Annotated in this window: 15 protein-coding genes; 9 read left to right on the top strand and 6 right to left on the bottom strand. The window is 67.5% G+C overall.

The window, feature by feature from the left end:
- Position 1 precedes the first annotated feature (1 nt).
- Positions 2-1,519 carry a DHA2 family efflux MFS transporter permease subunit gene (locus ASE64_RS05200; protein ID WP_055776753.1) on the bottom strand — a complete coding sequence of 506 codons (1,518 nt, stop codon included), beginning with the start codon at positions 1,517-1,519 and terminating at the stop codon, positions 2-4.
- Positions 1,520-1,695: 176 nt separating this feature from the next.
- On the opposite strand from ASE64_RS05200, the gene ASE64_RS05195 reads away from it, so the two are divergent.
- Together ASE64_RS05195 and ASE64_RS05190 are read left to right on the top strand one after the other, a co-directional pair.
- Positions 1,696-2,274, top strand: coding sequence for a hypothetical protein (locus tag ASE64_RS05195; RefSeq protein WP_055776750.1), 579 nt, complete (start codon positions 1,696-1,698; stop codon positions 2,272-2,274).
- A 112-nt stretch (positions 2,275-2,386) separates the two neighbouring features.
- The gene (locus ASE64_RS05190; protein WP_055776747.1) at positions 2,387-2,575 is read left to right on the top strand and encodes a hypothetical protein; all 189 of its coding nucleotides are present in this window, start codon (positions 2,387-2,389) and stop codon (positions 2,573-2,575) included.
- A 38-nt stretch (positions 2,576-2,613) separates the two neighbouring features.
- Here ASE64_RS05190 and ASE64_RS05185 read toward each other — a convergent pair whose 3' ends face one another.
- A complete protein-coding gene (locus ASE64_RS05185; protein ID WP_055776744.1) occupies positions 2,614-3,876 on the bottom strand; it encodes a D-arabinono-1,4-lactone oxidase in 1,263 nt (420 codons plus the stop codon).
- 161 nt (positions 3,877-4,037) lie between these two features.
- On the opposite strand from ASE64_RS05185, the gene ASE64_RS05180 reads away from it, so the two are divergent.
- The gene (locus tag ASE64_RS05180) at positions 4,038-5,429 is read left to right on the top strand and encodes a carboxylesterase/lipase family protein (RefSeq protein WP_055776741.1); all 1,392 of its coding nucleotides are present in this window, start codon (positions 4,038-4,040) and stop codon (positions 5,427-5,429) included.
- Between the two features lie 124 nt (positions 5,430-5,553).
- On the opposite strand, the gene ASE64_RS05175 is transcribed toward ASE64_RS05180, so the two are convergent.
- Together ASE64_RS05175 and ASE64_RS05170 are read right to left on the bottom strand one after the other, a co-directional pair.
- Positions 5,554-6,693 carry a Gfo/Idh/MocA family protein gene (locus tag ASE64_RS05175; RefSeq protein ID WP_055776738.1) on the bottom strand — a complete coding sequence of 380 codons (1,140 nt, stop codon included), beginning with the start codon at positions 6,691-6,693 and terminating at the stop codon, positions 5,554-5,556.
- The gene (locus ASE64_RS05170; RefSeq protein WP_055776733.1) at positions 6,693-7,487 is read right to left on the bottom strand and encodes a sugar phosphate isomerase/epimerase family protein; all 795 of its coding nucleotides are present in this window, start codon (positions 7,485-7,487) and stop codon (positions 6,693-6,695) included. Before ASE64_RS05170 ends, ASE64_RS05175 begins: the two co-directional genes overlap by 1 nt.
- Before the next feature lie 282 nt (positions 7,488-7,769).
- Here ASE64_RS05170 and ASE64_RS05165 point away from each other — a divergent pair, with 282 nt between their 5' ends.
- The 5 genes from ASE64_RS05165 to ASE64_RS05145 are packed head-to-tail and all read left to right on the top strand — an operon-like array spanning position 7,770 to position 13,191.
- Positions 7,770-9,488 carry a circularly permuted type 2 ATP-grasp protein gene (locus tag ASE64_RS05165; protein WP_082465905.1) on the top strand — a complete coding sequence of 573 codons (1,719 nt, stop codon included), beginning with the start codon at positions 7,770-7,772 and terminating at the stop codon, positions 9,486-9,488.
- On the top strand, positions 9,482-10,414 hold the full coding sequence (locus ASE64_RS05160; RefSeq protein ID WP_055776729.1) for an alpha-E domain-containing protein: 933 nt from the start codon (positions 9,482-9,484) through the stop codon (positions 10,412-10,414). Before ASE64_RS05165 ends, ASE64_RS05160 begins: the two co-directional genes overlap by 7 nt.
- Positions 10,411-11,256 carry a transglutaminase family protein gene (locus tag ASE64_RS05155; protein WP_055776727.1) on the top strand — a complete coding sequence of 282 codons (846 nt, stop codon included), beginning with the start codon at positions 10,411-10,413 and terminating at the stop codon, positions 11,254-11,256. The genes ASE64_RS05160 and ASE64_RS05155 overlap by 4 nt, the downstream gene beginning before the upstream one ends.
- Positions 11,257-11,275: 19 nt before the next feature.
- Positions 11,276-12,118, top strand: a complete 843-nt coding sequence (locus ASE64_RS05150) for an alpha/beta hydrolase (protein WP_235480498.1) — start codon at positions 11,276-11,278, stop codon at positions 12,116-12,118.
- Between the two features lie 23 nt (positions 12,119-12,141).
- Positions 12,142-13,191 (top strand): lipoate--protein ligase family protein, encoded by a 1,050-nt coding sequence (locus tag ASE64_RS05145; protein ID WP_055776724.1) that lies wholly within the window; start codon positions 12,142-12,144, stop codon positions 13,189-13,191.
- A 3-nt stretch (positions 13,192-13,194) separates the two neighbouring features.
- Here ASE64_RS05145 and ASE64_RS05140 read toward each other — a convergent pair whose 3' ends face one another.
- A complete protein-coding gene (locus ASE64_RS05140) occupies positions 13,195-13,479 on the bottom strand; it encodes a GNAT family N-acetyltransferase (protein WP_055776721.1) in 285 nt (94 codons plus the stop codon).
- Positions 13,480-13,522: 43 nt separating this feature from the next.
- Here ASE64_RS05140 and ASE64_RS05135 point away from each other — a divergent pair, with 43 nt between their 5' ends.
- Complete coding sequence (locus tag ASE64_RS05135; RefSeq protein WP_055776718.1) at positions 13,523-14,392, top strand: DNA-methyltransferase; 870 nt, start codon at positions 13,523-13,525, stop codon at positions 14,390-14,392.
- Between the two features lie 89 nt (positions 14,393-14,481).
- Here the strand turns inward: ASE64_RS05135 and ASE64_RS05130 are convergent, their stop codons facing one another.
- The gene (locus ASE64_RS05130) at positions 14,482-16,008 is read right to left on the bottom strand and encodes an MFS transporter (protein WP_082465903.1); all 1,527 of its coding nucleotides are present in this window, start codon (positions 16,006-16,008) and stop codon (positions 14,482-14,484) included.
- Between the last annotated feature and the right edge of the window lie 115 nt (positions 16,009-16,123).

Below are 16,123 nucleotides of genomic sequence, written 5' to 3'. Positions count from 1 at the left end.
CCTAGTGTCCGACGGGCATCGCGTCGTGCGCACCCTCGGACTGCGCGGGCGCCTTCACGAAGAAGGAGATCACGATCGCGGCGAGCGAGATGAACGCTCCGTACATGATGGCCGCGTGGATGCCGCCGGCCGTGTCGACAGCACTCGGGGTGCTGCCACCCGACAGTGCGATCGCCTGGGCTGACATGACCGAGACGAACAGCGCGGTTCCCGCCGCTCCGGCGAGCTGCTGCACTGTGCCGACGACCGCGCTGCCGTGGGAGTAGAGCTTCGGCGTCAGTGAGGCGAGTCCGGCGGTGAACAGCGGCGTGAAGAGCAGCGCGAGGCCCAGGCTCATGGTGACGTGGGCGGCGAGCACCCAGCCCCAGGCGGTGGCGGCGGTGAACAGGGTCATGCCCCAGAAGGCCGCGCTCACGATGATGGAGCCGGGGATCAGCAGCACGCGCGGGCCGAAACGGTCGTAGATGCGACCGACGAACGGCGCCAGAACGCCCATCAGCAGTCCGCCGGGAAGCAGTAGAAGTCCGGTGGAGAGCGTGTTGAGCCCGAGAACGTTCTGCGTGTACAGCGGCAGGATGATGAGCGTGCCGAAGAGGGCCATCATGCTGATCGCGAGCATGGCGATGGCCACCGAGAACGTCGACGAGCGGAAGACGCGGAGGTCGAGCAGCGCCTTCTCGCGGCGGGCGAGCATGACCTGGCGAAGAATGAACGCGGCCAGCGCGACGACGCCGACGGCCAGCGGCAGCCAGCCGGGCATCGCGCCCTCAGCGCTTTCGCCGCCGAGGGAGCTCAGACCGTAGACGAGACCGCCGAAGGCGAACGCGGAGAGGATCACCGAGAAGACGTCGATGGGAGCCTTGCGCGGCTCGGTCACGTTGGGGATCTTGAGGAAGCCGAGCACCAGCGAACCGATGGCGATGGGCAGAACGATCCAGAACATCCAACGCCAGTCGAGAACGCTGAGGATGAGGCCCGAGATCGTGGGGCCGATGGCGGGCGCGACCGAGATGACGATCGAGATGTTGCCCATGGTGCGGCCGCGGGTGGCCGGCGGCACGAGGTTGAGCACCGTGGTCATGAGCAGCGGCATCATGATGGCCGTTCCGCTGGCCTGGATGACACGGCCCGCGAGCAGGATCTCGAAGCCGGGCGCCATCGCCGAGATGAACGTGCCCGCGCTGAAGAGCGCCATGGCGGCGAGGAAGACCGGGCGCGTGTTGAACCTCTGCAGCAGGAAGCCGGTGATCGGAATGACCACGGCCATCGTGAGCATGAACGCGGTCGTCAGCCACTGGGCCGCCTCTGCGGCGATGTCGAGGTCTTTCATGAGAACGGGCAGGGCCACGCTCATGATCGTCTCGTTGAGAATCACGACGAACGCCGAGACGAGCAGCAGCGAGATGACGAGGCGGTTGCGCCCGGCCAGTGCGGGGTCGGATGCCCACGGCGACGCGGGTGCGTCGTTCTGGGCGGGGGCCGGCACGGAGTCCGTGGGTGGGGCGAGGCGATCAGTCACGAGAACTCCAGGGCTGAGAAGAGAAGAAAAGGGAAGCGCCAGCGATGGCTCACGGAATTCGCTTCGTCGGGAGAACCTGTGACCACTCTGCTCTATTCCCCCGACACCCGAAAGAGTCGTGGCGCCGAACCGGGGCGAACAAGCTTGCACAGTGGCCCAGCCGCGATACTGGGGCTATGACTGAGGCCGATACTGCCGCGTTTCCGCCTCTCGTCGTAGGAACCGACCCCGAGGGTGTGAAGAGGGCCTTTCGCATCCCGCTCTCCTTCTCATTGGGGCTGGCCGCGTTCTCAGCTGTCGCTGCCGTATGTGCCGGTGCACTCATGGGGGCCTCGTCCGGCTTCGGCTCGGGGATACTGTCGGGCCTTCCTTTTCTGATCATCGCCGTTTATCAGGGCTACTCTGCGGTGCGTGTGACGGCCAATGCGACGGAGCGGGCAGCGGCCGGCCCGGTGCTCACGCTGGACTCGACGGGCCTGACGTCCAACACGCCCCAGGGGATGCTCGCACTTCCGTGGGAGGCGATCTCCGCGGTCGAAGCCAAACATCGCGGCCGCCACATCATCGCGACTTTTCGTGTCTTCGAGGGCGTGAAGCGTGACAGCCCCGGAGTGCAGACGACGATCAGCCCGAAGATCTTCCGCTACCTGGGGAAGCGAGGTTTCAGAATCGGCAGCGCGGGCATCGACGTGCCGATGCAGACGATCCTCGACGCGACGGCGGCATTCACGGGTGGGCGGCTCGTCGCGCGCTGACAACACCGTGCACGGCAGCGTCGGCGATGCCGCCCGGCGGGCGCGCAGCACGGCTCGCCGAGATGGGCAAGGGGGCTGACCAAGCGTCGAGGATGGGACGAGGCTGGGATTCATGAACGACGACACCCAGACTCCTGACACGTCCTCCGATGCACCCCGCGACGAGAAGCTCGCCGAACTCATCAAAGAAGTCGACGAGGATCCCGGCACCGAGGGAGCGTCCGAGATGTCCGACAGGCTGCGCGATCAGACAGAGCAGTCCGAGTCTGACTCCGAGGAGCCGGGCGACCTGGTGGACTAAACGGGCCTCACAAAGAGGCCGCGCCCGGCGCGCGAGCGCTACTCGCCCGTGAAGATCAGCCTGTCGAGGTAGTCGTTGCGAAACGCGCCGGTCGGGTCCCACTCCGCGGCCAGAGCCCGGAACTCGGGAAGCCGCGGGTACAGGCGCTCGAGAGTGGCGGCATCCACCGTGTTGAGTTTGCCCCAGTGCGGTCGCGCGTCGAAGGGTGCGAGCGCCTCCTCGATCTGCGGCAGCAGGGCCTTCACGGCCTTGGGCTCGTTCTTCCAGGTGAAGTGGATGATCAGCGAGTCACGCTGATAGGCCATGCTCAGCCAGAGGTCGTCGGCGGCTGCCGTGCGCAGCTCGGTGATCATGAGGTGCGGCGCGATCTTCGGGCCGAGGGCGCGCAGTGCCCGAATGGCGTCAGCGCCCTGCGCGCGAGGAACGAAGTACTCGGTCTGGATCTCGTCGCCGGCTGACGGAACGCGGTCGAGCCTGAAGTGCGGAAGCCGCTCGAGCCACGGCCCGGGCTTGCCGCCCTGCTCGTTGAGATTGTCGTCCGACGTCTCCCAGAGGGCGCCCGCCGACACGATGTCGCGCTTGGCTCCCCGCCATTCGTCGACGACCTCGGTGCCGGCATCCATGCGCGTCTTCACCCAGAAATTGGCGATCGTCTCCTCGACCCAGTCGGTGAACACGCTCACGCTGTAGCCCAGGCTGGTGACGCCGTCGAGGTCGTCGAGCAGAACGTCCCAGGGCAGGCCGCGGTAGACATCCTGCCGAACCTGAAAAGACGGCTGGATGTCGAGGGTCACCCGAACGACGACGCCGAACGCCCCGAGTCCCACGACGAGACCGTCGAAGCCCGGCTCGCCGCGACGCACGGTGCGGCGCTCTCCATCGGAGATGACGATCTCGAGGGCGGATACGGCGGTCGAGAGCACACCGTTGCCGTTGCCCGAACCGTGCGTGCCGGTGGCGATGGCGCCCGCGATAGAGATGTGCGGAAGCGAGCCCATATTGTGCAGCGCCCAGCCGCGGTCTTCGAGGAATCGGGCGAGGATGCCGTAGCGCGTTCCGCCGCCGACGGTCACCGTGCGGGCCTCCTCGTCGAGCACGAAGTCGGGCTCGATGCCGGTCACCGTCACGAGCAGGGCGTCGGTGTCGGCGATGTCGCTGAAGGAGTGCCGTGTGCCGAGGGCCCGGATGCGCTCCGCGCCGGCGACGAGCGAGGAGACCTCATCGATCGTGGTCGCGTCGATGATGTCGGCAGCGCTGTACTCGAGCGTTCCCGCCCAGTTCAGCTCGGAGTCGTGGCTCACGGGGGTCCTTCTGTGTCGATGGTCTCGTCACCCGATGCGGCGACGCAGCTCGCGGCCGACGCATCCGGTGAGATGGCAGAAGCCGGCTCATCGTCGACAGCCACCGTTGTAGCGTACGCGGCGTCGCGGCAGCGTGGCACACGTTTTCGCACGTCGTTAGCATGAGCTGGGTCCACCACCTGGTGCTTCTCAGCGCCGTCGAGATCGAGGAGTCATCCGTGCCGACATACGAGGTCACCTGCGCGGCGGGCACGATCGTCGGCCTCACCGACGGGCGGGAGGCGCGCTTCCTCGGCATTCCGTTCGCCGAGGCCCCCACCGGCTCCCGACGCTTCGCCGCTCCCATGCCGCGCCCCGTTTTCGACGAGCCGTTCTCGGCATCCGCATTCGGTGCGACGCCGCAGCGCGGCCAGCCGTACCCGGTCACGACGATCCCCGAACCCTCTATTCCGGGAGACGACACGCTCACGCTCAACGTCTTCGCTCCGCATGACGCGATCGAACGCGAACCTGCTCCTGTGCTCGTCTGGATCCACGGCGGCGGCTACACCGCTGGATCCGCCGCGAGCCCTTGGTACGGCTGTGCGCCCCTGGTCGGCGATGGCATCGTGTTCGTGTCGTTGTCGTACAGGCTGGGCGTCGACGGCTTCGCCGCGTTGGATGGCCAGGCCGATCGCGGTGTCGCCGATTGGATGTTGGCCCTCACGTGGGTGCGCGACAATATCGCCGCGTTCGGCGGAGACCCTGATCGGGTGACCGTTGCCGGGCAGTCTGCTGGGGGAGGCGCTGTGCTTGCTCTGTTGGCCAGTCCTCAGGCTCAGCCGCTCTTCCATCGGGCCATTGCGGTCTCACCCATCGACATCTCGATTCCCCTCGTCGAGGCGACTCGACACTCTGCCAGGCTCGCGGAGTCGCTGGGCGTCGAGCCGACTGCGGATGGCTTCGGCTCGATAGACCCGGATGCGTTGCAGGACGCGGTGATTCACTGGGGTGAACGGCACCCGGAGGCCGAAGACTTGTCCCTGGCACCGGTGAGCGGCGGCGAGCTGTTGCCGCTGTCCATTCGTGACGGACTCGCGGTGAACGGGCTCGACAAGCCCCTTCTCATCGGCTCGACCGCCGACGAGTTCGACAGCCCCGGTGCCGATGGCACGGCCAAGCCGACCGCCTTTCCCCGGGAGACCGACACGCTCTTCAGAGCCACGGTTCTGCGCACGGCACGCGCTCGGGCATCCGCCGACGTCGGCACCTGGCTCTATTCGTTCGACTGGGAGTCGCCGATCCTCGGCGGCGCCGCCCACTGCATCGACCTGCCGTTCTTCTTCGACATCTTCGGGGCAGAGGGGGTGGAAGCGGTTCTCGGAAGTGAGCCGCCCACCGCTCTGGCCGACCGGATGCACCGAGAATTCGTCGCCTTCGTCACAGGAGCGGAGCCCTCGTGGCCCGCCGCCCGAGGAGCGCAGGGGGATCCCACGTTGGTCTTCGGCGTCGACTCGACGGTGTCGACTCGCCTGGTCGAGGGCGCCTACGACCAGGTGCTGCCGCTTCTGTAGCGTGAGCCGCGCTCGGGCGCGCGGGCATGCGGGCATCCGCGCCTTTTGGGGTTATCCGCTCCCGGCCGAACCGGGGCGGATGCGCCGAACGGGCGCGGATGCTCCCGCGCAAGGGCCCTCGCCGCTACAGGGTGCGCAGCGTCGGGTCCCACGACTCTGGGAGGACGGGGCTCGCAGGCGCCGTGCTCTCGACGCGCACGAAACTGCCCGCCTCCGAGGACTCCTCCATCGCGGTCATCACGTCGAGCACGTGGTAGCCCAGCTCGGCCGGCAGCAGATCTGCGCCACCCGAACGGATGGCCCTGGCCATCTCCAGCACAGCCGATCCGCGGCCGCCGGCGAATCCGGTCTCGGGCAGCTCGATGCTCTCGTCGCCCCGTACCAGCGTGCTCACGCCCTCGAACGTGTTCGGATCGGGCAGCACGAGGGTTCCGGTCTCGCCGGTGATCTCGACGAGCCCCGAGCGCCGCAGCGGTGAATCGAAGCTGAAGATGCTCTGCGACGATTCGCCGCCCTCGAAACGGGCGAGTGCGCTCATCTGGGTCGACACGGTCACGGGAAGCTCGGTGCCGGCGCGCGGACCCGATCCGATGACCCGCACGTCGCGGGCCCGCGAGCCGATGGCGGCCACCTCGCGGAACGATCCGAAGACGCACGCGAGCGTCGTGAGGTAGTACGGCCCCATGTCGAACAGCGGCCCTGCGCCGGGCACGAAGAAGAAGTCGGGGTTCGGATGCCACGACTCGGGGCCTGGGCCCTGGAACGCGGTCATCGCCGTGAGCGGTCGACCGATGTCGCCGCGCGCGATCGCACGAAGCGCGCTCTGCACGCCCGGTCCGAGAATGGTGTCGGGCGCGACGCCGATGCGAAGACCGGATGCCGCGGCCTGGTCGAGCAGGGCCTGGCCACTCTCGCGGTCGAGACTGATCGGCTTCTCGCTCCACACGTGCTTGCCGGCACTGAGCGCCGCGGAGGAGAGTTCGGCGTGCACGGCCGGGATCGTGAGGTTGATCACGATCTCGACGTCATCGTCTTCAAGTACCTCGTTAGCGCGTCCGGAACGCGGCACGCCGTATTTGTCGGCCTGCTGCGCGGCGCGTGCGACATCCAGATCACCGATCATCACGACGCGCACGTCGGGAAAGGTGATGAGGTTCGAGAGGTACTGGTCGCTGATCGCGCCCGCGCCGATGATGCCGATGCCCACGGGGCCGGAGCCGGTGGGCGTGGCAGTGCCGATTGGACTGTATGGGGCTGTGCTCATCAGCGGAGACCCCTCTCGACGAGGAACTGCCTGCCTTCGGCGATGCCCTCGAAGATGTCTCCCGCGTAGGTGTCGAACTCGACGACCGCGAATTCGAGCTCGGGAACGGCGTCGAGTCCGGCGGCGAGCGGAACCACTCCCTGGCCCGCGGGAAGCTGGCCCGAGAGGTGTTCGGGCTGCTCTCCCGAGATGTGTCCGGCGGGCACCTGATTGGGCAGGTCACCGGTGAGCGAGCCGTCTTTCACGTGGATGAACTTGACCCTGTCGGCGTTGCGGCGCAGAAACTCGACGACGTCTTCGCCGCCCGCGGCCACCCAGTAGGCGTCGACCTCGAGCACGACCCGCGGGTCGAGCAGGCTCGCGAAGTGGTCGAGGCCGGTGACGCCCTCGACGCGGTTTCGGATCTCGCCGTCGTGGTTGTGATAGCCGACGCGCAGGCCGCGGGCGGCGGCGGGCTCGACGGCGGAGTTGAGGCGGTCTGCCAGGCGGGCGATCGCGTCGGGGCTCTCCCAGAGGGTCGGCGGGGTGAACGATTCGATCACCGTGTGCACGCCCAGCTTCTCGGCCAGGGCGAAGGATGCCTCGAGCTCGCCGGTCGCGAGGGGCACGTGGGTGCTCGGTGCGGCCAGACCGTGCTTCGCCAGCCCGGCGGCGTACGCGTCGCCGAACTCTTGCAGTCCGTAGAGCTCGACCGCGGTGAAACCGATGTCGGCGATCCGCCCGAGCGTCGCATCCGGATCGGCGCTGAGCGCCTCGCGAACCGTATATAGCTGGAGCGAAATGGTCGCGGTCATGCGTCTCCTCGGTGAGTCGTGCGGGTGTTCGACAAGCCTAGTTGTGGCGGTCGGATGCGCATACATTCGTGCGGTGAGATCGGCTCGATCCGACTGTGGGTCGAGGCGGGAACCCAAGCACATCACTTGCCCGAAAACACGGGCAGAACCGCGACTGCCCCCAACGCCGGCGAGCGGATCGAGCGGATGCCCGACCTGGGTATCCGGTGCGTATATCCGCCGCCGAACCCGACCCGCGGCATCCGAAACACACCGGCAACACCGCCACACTAGGCTCAGGGCATGGTCGACCTGTTCGCCGGATACGGCGCCACACTCAAGCCTCGCTCCTCGCGCGGATCCGCGAGCGCCTGGGACGAAATGTTCCCCGAACCGAGTTCTCTGGCACCCGTCGAAGCCCGCGCCGCCTATAAAGACGTGTACCAGGCACTGGCCCGCATGACGCAGGAGGAACTGCGCGGGCGCACCGACGCGCTGGCCAGTTCGTACCTCGCTCAGGGCGTCACCTTCGACTTCGCCGGTGAAGAACGGCCCTTTCCGCTCGACGCCGTTCCGCGGGTCATCGAGCAGAAGGAATGGCTGAACGTCGAGGCCGGAATCAAGCAGCGGGTCAGGGCGCTCGAGGCCTTTCTCGCCGACATCTACGGCCCACAGCACGCGGTGCGTGACGGCGTCATTCCCGCGGCGCTGATCAGCTCGTCGAGCCACTTCCACCGTCAGGCCGCGGGTATCGTCTCGGCCAACAACGTGCGTATCCAGGTGTCGGGAATCGACCTGATCCGCGACGAGAAGGGCGCCTGGCGAGTGCTCGAAGACAACGTTCGCGTGCCGAGCGGCGTCAGCTACGTCATCTCCAATCGCCGCGTCATGGCGCAGACGCTGCCCGAACTGTTCGTCAGTATGCGCGTGCGCCCGGTCGGCGACTACCCCAACAAGCTCCTGCAGGCCCTCCGCGCTTCGGCCCCCGCCGGAGTAGACGACCCCAACGTGGTCGTGCTCACCCCCGGCGTCTACAACTCGGCCTACTTCGAGCACACCCTGCTGGCCCGACTCATGGGCGTCGAGCTCGTCGAGGGCCGCGACCTCTTCTGCTCGGGTGGCAGGGTCTGGATGCGCACCACGGCCGGTCCGATGCGCGTCGACGTGATCTATCGCCGGGTCGACGACGAGTATCTCGACCCGCTGCAGTTCCGCGCCGACAGCCAGCTGGGCTCGCCCGGCATCATGATGGCGGCACGACTCGGAAACGTGACGATCGCCAACGCGGTCGGCAACGGCGTCGCCGACGACAAGCTCGTCTACACCTACCTGCCCGACCTCATCAAGTACTACCTGGGCGAGACCGCGATCATCCCGAACGTCGACACCTGGCGCCTCGAAGACCCGGCCTCGCTCGAGGAGGTGCTCGACCGCCTCGACGAACTCGTCGTGAAGCCGGTCGATGGCTCGGGCGGCAAGGGTCTCGTCGTCGGCCCCGCCGCATCCAAGACCGAGCTCGAGACGCTGCGCAAGCGGCTGCTCACAGACCCGCGCGGATGGATCGCGCAGCCGGTCGTTCAGCTCTCGACGATCCCCACGCTGGTCGAAGACGGGATGCGGCCGCGCCACGCGGATCTGCGTCCGTTCGCCGTCAACGACGGCAGCGACGTCTGGGTTCTGCCCGGCGGGCTCACGCGCGTGGCGCTTCCCGAGGGCGAGCTCGTCGTGAACTCGAGCCAGGGCGGCGGATCGAAGGACACCTGGGTCATCGGACTCGAGCCCGACTTCTTCCACGAGTCGTCGGCGCGCAACATCCAGGGGCTGGTTGCCGATCAGGCGGCGAACACGCAGTCGATTCCGATCGTCGGCAAGCACGCGGTCGATCACTCGCCCCAGGACAAGCCGCAGAACGACCAACAGCAGCAACAGCAGCAGGCGCGGTGGAGCCCGGGGCATCCGCCTCTACCGGCGGCGCATCTCGAGGGGCGCGACGAACGGAACGAGGGGGCAGACGAATGCTGAGCCGCATCGCCGAGAGCCTCTTCTGGATCGGGCGCTACATCGAGCGCAGCGACGGCACCGCCCGCATCCTCGATGTGCACCTGCAGCTGCTCCTCGAAGACCCGTGGATCGAGGAAGACCTCGCCTGCCGATCGCTTCTCGCCCTCATGGGCAGCGAGGTGCCCGGCCCCGAGCGGGAGCTGACGCGCCAGGACGTGCTCGCGACACTCGCGGTAGACCGCACGCATCCCGCATCCATCGCCTATTCGCTGGGCGCGGCCCGCGAGAACGCCCGCCGGGCGCGCGAGATCGTGTCGACCGAGCTGTGGGAGTGCCTCAACACGACCCGCGCCAAGATGCCGCGCAAGGTCGCAGCCGAGAAGACCCACGAGTTCTTCGGCTGGGTGCGCGAGCGCGCCGCGCTCGCGGTGGGCATCGTCGAGGCGGGAACCAGCCGCGACGAGGCCTGGCACTTCTTCAACCTCGGCCGTTCGCTCGAGCAGGCCGACATGACGGCCCGGCTGCTGGCGACGAGAAGCCTCACCGAGGCATCCGGCCCGAGCTGGACGACCATTCTGCGATCGTGCGGCGCCTACGAGACGTATCTGCGCACCTATCGGGGCGTGCCCTCGGCGCGCAACGCGGCCGAGTTCCTGCTGCTCGACCGACTGTTTCCCCGCTCGATCATCTTCTCGGTGTCGCGGGCAGAAGAGTCGCTGAGGGCGATCGAACCGCGCAACGATCGCGTGGGCGTCACCGACAACGCTCAGCGTTTGCTCGGTCAGATCCGCAGCCAGCTCGAGTACCGGCCCATCATGGACATCCTCCACGAGCTGCCCAAGCACATGGACAGCGTGCAGGACGCCACGTCGACTGCGTCGGAGGCTATTCGCATGCGCTACTTCCCCACCAACGCGGCTCCTTCCTGGACGGGAGAGAACACATGAACCGGCTCCGCATCCGGCACGTCACCGGATACCGCTACGAGGGCGAGGTGGCGGCGTCGTACAACGAGGCGCGCATGCTGCCCGTCTCGTCGGGCGATCAGTTCGTGCTCTTCTCGAATCTCGAGATCGCGCCCGTGTCGAGCAACCACAACTACCTCGACTACTGGGGAACCCGGGTGTCGAGCTTCGAGGTGCTGACCCCGCATAAAGAGCTGTCGCTCACCGCCAACAGCCTCGTCGAGGTGCGCCCCCGCGCGCACAAGCCGCACGCCGTCGGCTGGGAGGCGCTGGCCGATGCCTCGGCGAAGGCCACCGCGTTCGTCGAGCACTCCAAGCAGACCCGCCTCACCGACCCCGCCGACGACATCGTCGAGCTGGCCGGCGAGATCGCGTCGCGCTACGAGAGCCCGTGCGAGGCCGCCCTCGAGATCTGCTCGGCGATCGGCGATCAGATGCAGTACGTGCAGGGTGTCACGCACGTGCATTCCACGGCGAAGGACTCCTGGGCCGACAAGCGCGGAGTCTGCCAGGACATCGCGCACATCGCCCTCGGTGCGCTGCGCTCCGTCGGAATCCCCGCGCGCTACGTGTCGGGCTACCTGCACCCGAAGCCCAACGCCGAGATCGGCGAGACGGTCGCGGGGGAGTCGCACGCCTGGGTCGAGTGGTACTGCGGAGAGTGGCGGGGCTTCGACCCCACGAACTCCATCGACATCGGCGACCGCCACGTCACGGTGGGCCGCGGTCGCGACTACAACGACGTGGCTCCGCTGCGCGGCGTCTACGCCGGCCCCTTCGGCTCGAGCCTCTTCGTCACCGTGGAGATCACCCGAGAGAGCTGAGCCGGTGCACAATGAACGGGTGCCCCAGTTTCTCAGCGACCACGGCGTCGCCATCAGCTATTCCGCATGGCCGATCGATCGCCCCCGGGGCGTCGTGCAGATCGTGCACGGCCTCGGCGAGCACTCGGGCAGGTACGGCGAACTCGCGGGCCGGCTGAACGCATCCGGATATGCCGTCTACGCGCACGACTTGCGCGGCCACGGCGAGACCGCCCGGCTGCCCGGGGGCGAGACGCAGCCCGGCCAGCGCATGGGGCCCGACGGCGTGCGCACGGCCGAGGCAGACATCCTGCGATTCACCCGGTTGCTGCGCGACGAGGTTCCGGGAGTTCCGCTCTTCGCCCTCGGCCACAGCCTCGGTTCGCTGCTGCTGCAGCGGGTCGTCAACACGCGATCGACGGCGTTCGACGGCGTCGTGCTCACGGGCACGGCGTTGCGGATGCCGGGGTCGCTGGACGGCGGCGACCTGACGCGGCGTCACCGCCCGGGCCGCGGCCAGGGAACGGGCTTCGAGTGGCTCAGCCGCGATGTGGCGATGCAGGCGGCCGCGGCGGGCGACCCGTTCATGTTCGAGGCGAAGGCGCTGAAGGAGCTCGGAGTGCGCGACGGCCTGCTGCTGTTCGGACTGCCGGGCCGGGAGATGCGCCGAGACCTGCCCGTGCTCATCATGGGTGGAAGCGACGACACCTTGGGCGGCACCGCCAGCATGCGCCGGCTCGCGCGCGCCTTCACACGGCGGTCGAAGCTGACCGATGTCGAGGTCGTGGTCTTTCCGGATGCCCGCCACGAGGTCTTCAACGAGACGAACCGTGCGGCGGTGGCCGACCGCCTCGTCGATTGGCTCGAGCACCGCACCCGCTGATTGCAGCGGCGTAGGCTGGCTGCATGCATGGTGAGTACAAGGTCCCCGGTGGAAAACTCGTGGTCGTCGACCTCGACCAGGTCGATGGTCGCATCGCGAACTTCCGGCTGGCGGGTGACTTCTTTCTCGAGCCCGACGACGCGCTTCCCCTGATCAACGCCGCCATCGAGGGTCTGGCGGTCGAGTCCGATGCCGCGACCATCGCCGCCGCGGTGAAGGCAGCGCTGCCCGAGGGCGCGCAGCTTCTGGGCTTCTCGCCCGAGGCCGTTGCGGTCGCCGTGCGACGCTCCCTCGCCAAGGCCACCGGATGGCGCGACTACGACTGGCAGGTCATCCACTCGAAGGCCGTCCCGCCGGTCGAGCAGATGGCTCTCGACGAGGTGCTCGCGATCGAGGTCGGCGAGGGCCGTCGCCAGCCCACCATGCGCATCTGGGAGTGGGAGTCGCCCGCCGTGGTGATCGGCAGCTTCCAGTCGTTGAAGAACGAGGTCGACCTCGAGAACGCCGAGAAGTACGGCTTCGACGTGGTTCGGCGCATCTCGGGAGGCGGCGCCATGTTCATGGAGGCCGGCTCCGTGATCACCTACTCCATCTACGTTCCTGCTGCCCTGGTCTCGGGCATGACGTTCGCCGACTCCTACGCCTTTCTCGACGAGTGGGTCATCATCGCGCTCAAGGCGCTCGGAATCGATGCGCACTACGCGCCGCTCAACGACATCACGAGCCCCACGGGCAAGATCGGCGGGGCCGCGCAGAAGCGACTCGGCAACGGCGCCGTCGTGCACCACGTGACCATGAGCTACGACATGGACGGCGAGAAGATGGTGCAGGTTCTGCGCATCGGCCGCGAGAAGATGAGCGACAAGGGCACGAAGTCGGCTGCGAAGAGGGTCGACCCGCTGCGCAGTCAGACGGGCCTGTCACGCGCCGAGATCATCGACAAGATGATCGCGACCTTCACGGGCCTCTACGGAGCGACGCCCGGCGACATCACCGACGAGGAGTACGCGAAAGCCGAAGAGCTCGTGCGCACCAAGTTCAGCACGCCCGAGTGGATTGCCCGCGTTCCCTAGGGCTCAGCGCGTGGTGAGCGGCTGGTACTCGTCGTGATTGTCGATGTAGCTCGCCACGAACGGGCATGCGGGGATCACGCGCTCTGTGCCCTGGGCGATCTGGTCGAGCATGCCCTGAACGAGCACGCTGCCGAGACCTCCGTGCTGCTTGCTGGGATCGATCTCGGTGTGCGTGATGGCGATCGCGTCGCCCCGCATCTCGTAGTCGGCGAGGCCGACCTGTTCGCCGTCGATCCAGAGGGTGTAGCGGCGGGCATCGGGCTCATGGCGCACTTCGCGGCTCTGCATTCAACGAACGATACGCCTCGTCAAGACCTGCCACAATTGCAGGATGCCCGATCATCCGACAGACCCGGCGTCTGACCAGGGAGTCAGCCGGATCATCCAGGGTGACAATCTTCCGGTCCTCGCCGGCCTCGCCGATGAGGCGTTCACACTGATCTATCTCGACCCGCCGTTCAACACGGGCCGCGTGCAGAAGCGGCAGTCGACGACATCCGTTCGCACGCAGGCCGGAGTCGGCTCGGTCACAGGGTTCAAGGGTCGCAGCTACGAGCGCATCAAGGGTGACCTGCTCGCCTATGACGACGTCTTCGAGAACTACTGGGAGTTCATCGAACCCCGCCTGATCGAGGCCTGGCGCCTGCTCGCCCCCGACGGAACGCTGTATCTGCACCTCGACTACCGCGAAGCCCACTACGCCAAAGTGCTGCTCGACGCGCTGTTCGGGCGAGAGTCGTTTCTCAACGAGATCATCTGGGCCTACGACTACGGGGCCAAGTCGAAGAGCCGCTGGCCGGCGAAGCACGACACGATCCTCGTCTACGTGAAAGACCCGGCGGGCTACTACTTCGATTCGTCGTCGGTCGACCGCGAGCCGTATATGGCGCCCGGTCTCGTCACGCCCGAGAAGGTCGAGCGCGGCAAGCTGCCCACCGACGTGTGGTGGCACACGATCGTGTCGCCCACCGGCCGCGAGAAGACGGGCTATCCCAGCCAGAAGCCCGAGGGCATCCTGCGTCGCATCATTCAGGCGTCGAGCCGTGAGGGCGACTGGGTGCTCGACTTCTTCGCGGGCAGCGGCACGACCGGGGCCGTCGCTCAGGCGCTCGGTCGACGATTCGTGCTCGTCGACCAGAACCCCGAGGCGATCCAGGTGATGCGAGACCGCATGCCCGACGTGCCCCTGCACGACGCCTGAACGCATCCGCGCCCGTCCGGTGCATCCGCCACCGGTCGAGAGGCAGCGGATGCGCCGAACGGGCGCGAACAGAGTCGAGCGCGGCGGCCCTAGTGAACGGGCATCGGCACGGCGTCGGCCTGCGCGGCCGGTGCGACAGGGTGCGCGGAGAGCGACAGCCCCTGGCCGCGTCGACGGAACAGCAGCGCGGAGACGACTGCACCGAGTGCGAAGAAGCCGGCACCCCACCAGTACGCGGTCGCGTAGCTCGCGATGGCGGCGTTGGCGGCCACCGCCGCGGTGACGGGCGCGTTTGCCGTGAGGTAATCGGCGGCGGCCGTGGCTGCCAGAGTGTTGAGCAGCGCGACGCCGATCGATCCTCCGACCTGCTGGCTCGTGTTCACCATGGCCGATGCGACGCCGGCGAACTCGCGGTCGACGCCGAGCGTTGCGGTCTGCATCGATGCGGGCATGATCGTGCCCATTCCGAAGCCCATGACCATCAGGGCGGGAAGCACGTTGGCGGCGTAGCTGCTGTCGAGGTCGAGGCGGGTGAGCAGGAGCATGCCGATCATAGCCAGGACCATTCCGGTCGGAACCATGATCTTCGGGCCGAACCGCGGCACGAAGATGTTCGTCGACAGCTGCGCGGCGAGCACGAGCATGCCGATCATCGGCAGGAAGGCGAGGCCCGTCTGGATCGGTGAGAAGGTCAGCGACGTCTGCAGGTAGTAGGTGACGAAGAGGAAGATGCCGAACATGCCGGCTCCCGCGATGAGTACCGAGGCGTATGCCGCGCCGCGGTTGCGATCGAGCACGATCTTGAGCGGTAGCAGGGGGTGGGCGGCCCTGCGCTGCCAGAGCACGAAGGCGACGAGGAGAACCGCAGCGCCCGCGAGCATGCCCCACGTGAGCGGCGAATCCCAGCCGTCGGTCTCGGCGTTGGCGAAGCCGTAGACCAGGCCGAAGAGGCCGCCGGAGATGAGGACGGTGCCCGGGATGTCGAGCTTCGGTCGCGGACCGGTGCGCTTGGACTCCGACACGTAGATGACGGCGCCGATCACACCGATGATCGCGATGAAGACGTTGATGTAGAGGTTCCAGCGCCAGTCGAAGCGCTCCGTGAGGAATCCGCCGAGGAGCAGTCCGACAGCACCGCCGGCTCCGGCGATTGCACCGAAGATGCCGAAGGCGCGGGCCCGCTCCTTGGGGATGGTGAAGGTGGTGGTGAGTACCGCGAGGGCGGTCGGGGCGAGCAAGGCGCCGAAGACACCCTGCAAGGCGCGCGCCGCGACGAGTGTGCCGAAGCTGTCGGCCGCGCCTCCCAGCGCCGAGGCCACGGCGAATCCGATGAGTCCGATGATGAAGGTGCGCTTGCGGCCAATGAGGTCGGAGAGGCGGCCGCCGAGAAGGAGCAGGCTGCCGAAGGCGAGGGAGTAGGCGGTCACGACCCACTGGCGGTCGCCGTCACTGAATCCGAGATCGGTCTGGGCGGCGGGGAGGGCGATGTTGACCACGGTCGAGTCGAGCACGACCATGAGCTGGGCGAGGGCGACGACGGTGAGCGTCAGCCAGCGGCGTTGGGAGACCTTCGCGGCGTCGGCGACGTCCGAGGGTGATGAGGTGATCTGGGTCATGGGGAAAGCATATACGGAACTGTCGAGTTCCGGATAGACACAGTTCCGGATTTGTTCAGTTCCGGATCTTCGCGGTTCTCTAATTGATACACTGGACACATCAGCGATCGCCAGA

This window comes from Agreia sp. Leaf210, assembly GCF_001421485.1.
GTDB lineage: Bacteria > Actinomycetota > Actinomycetes > Actinomycetales > Microbacteriaceae > Agreia.
The sequence above is the reverse complement of the archived record's forward strand: the minus strand, read 5'-3'. Positions and strand labels throughout refer to the sequence as shown.

What these genes read in the sequence shown, in the direction of transcription:
- ASE64_RS05145 (WP_055776724.1), top strand. Translation starts at nt 12,142, where the DNA reads ATGCATGGTGAGTACAAGGTCCCCGGTGGAAAACTCGTGGTCGTCGAC.
- ASE64_RS05160 (WP_055776729.1), top strand. Translation starts at nt 9,482, where the DNA reads ATGCTGAGCCGCATCGCCGAGAGCCTCTTCTGGATCGGGCGCTACATC.
- ASE64_RS05155 (WP_055776727.1), top strand. Translation starts at nt 10,411, where the DNA reads ATGAACCGGCTCCGCATCCGGCACGTCACCGGATACCGCTACGAGGGC.
- ASE64_RS05130 (WP_082465903.1), bottom strand. Translation starts at nt 16,008, where the DNA reads ATGACCCAGATCACCTCATCACCCTCGGACGTCGCCGACGCCGCGAAG.
- ASE64_RS05165 (WP_082465905.1), top strand. Translation starts at nt 7,770, where the DNA reads ATGGTCGACCTGTTCGCCGGATACGGCGCCACACTCAAGCCTCGCTCC.
- ASE64_RS05195 (WP_055776750.1), top strand. Translation starts at nt 1,696, where the DNA reads ATGACTGAGGCCGATACTGCCGCGTTTCCGCCTCTCGTCGTAGGAACC.
- ASE64_RS05180 (WP_055776741.1), top strand. Translation starts at nt 4,038, where the DNA reads ATGAGCTGGGTCCACCACCTGGTGCTTCTCAGCGCCGTCGAGATCGAG.
- ASE64_RS05140 (WP_055776721.1), bottom strand. Translation starts at nt 13,479, where the DNA reads ATGCAGAGCCGCGAAGTGCGCCATGAGCCCGATGCCCGCCGCTACACC.
- ASE64_RS05170 (WP_055776733.1), bottom strand. Translation starts at nt 7,487, where the DNA reads ATGACCGCGACCATTTCGCTCCAGCTATATACGGTTCGCGAGGCGCTC.
- ASE64_RS05190 (WP_055776747.1), top strand. Translation starts at nt 2,387, where the DNA reads ATGAACGACGACACCCAGACTCCTGACACGTCCTCCGATGCACCCCGC.
- ASE64_RS05175 (WP_055776738.1), bottom strand. Translation starts at nt 6,693, where the DNA reads ATGAGCACAGCCCCATACAGTCCAATCGGCACTGCCACGCCCACCGGC.
- ASE64_RS05135 (WP_055776718.1), top strand. Translation starts at nt 13,523, where the DNA reads ATGCCCGATCATCCGACAGACCCGGCGTCTGACCAGGGAGTCAGCCGG.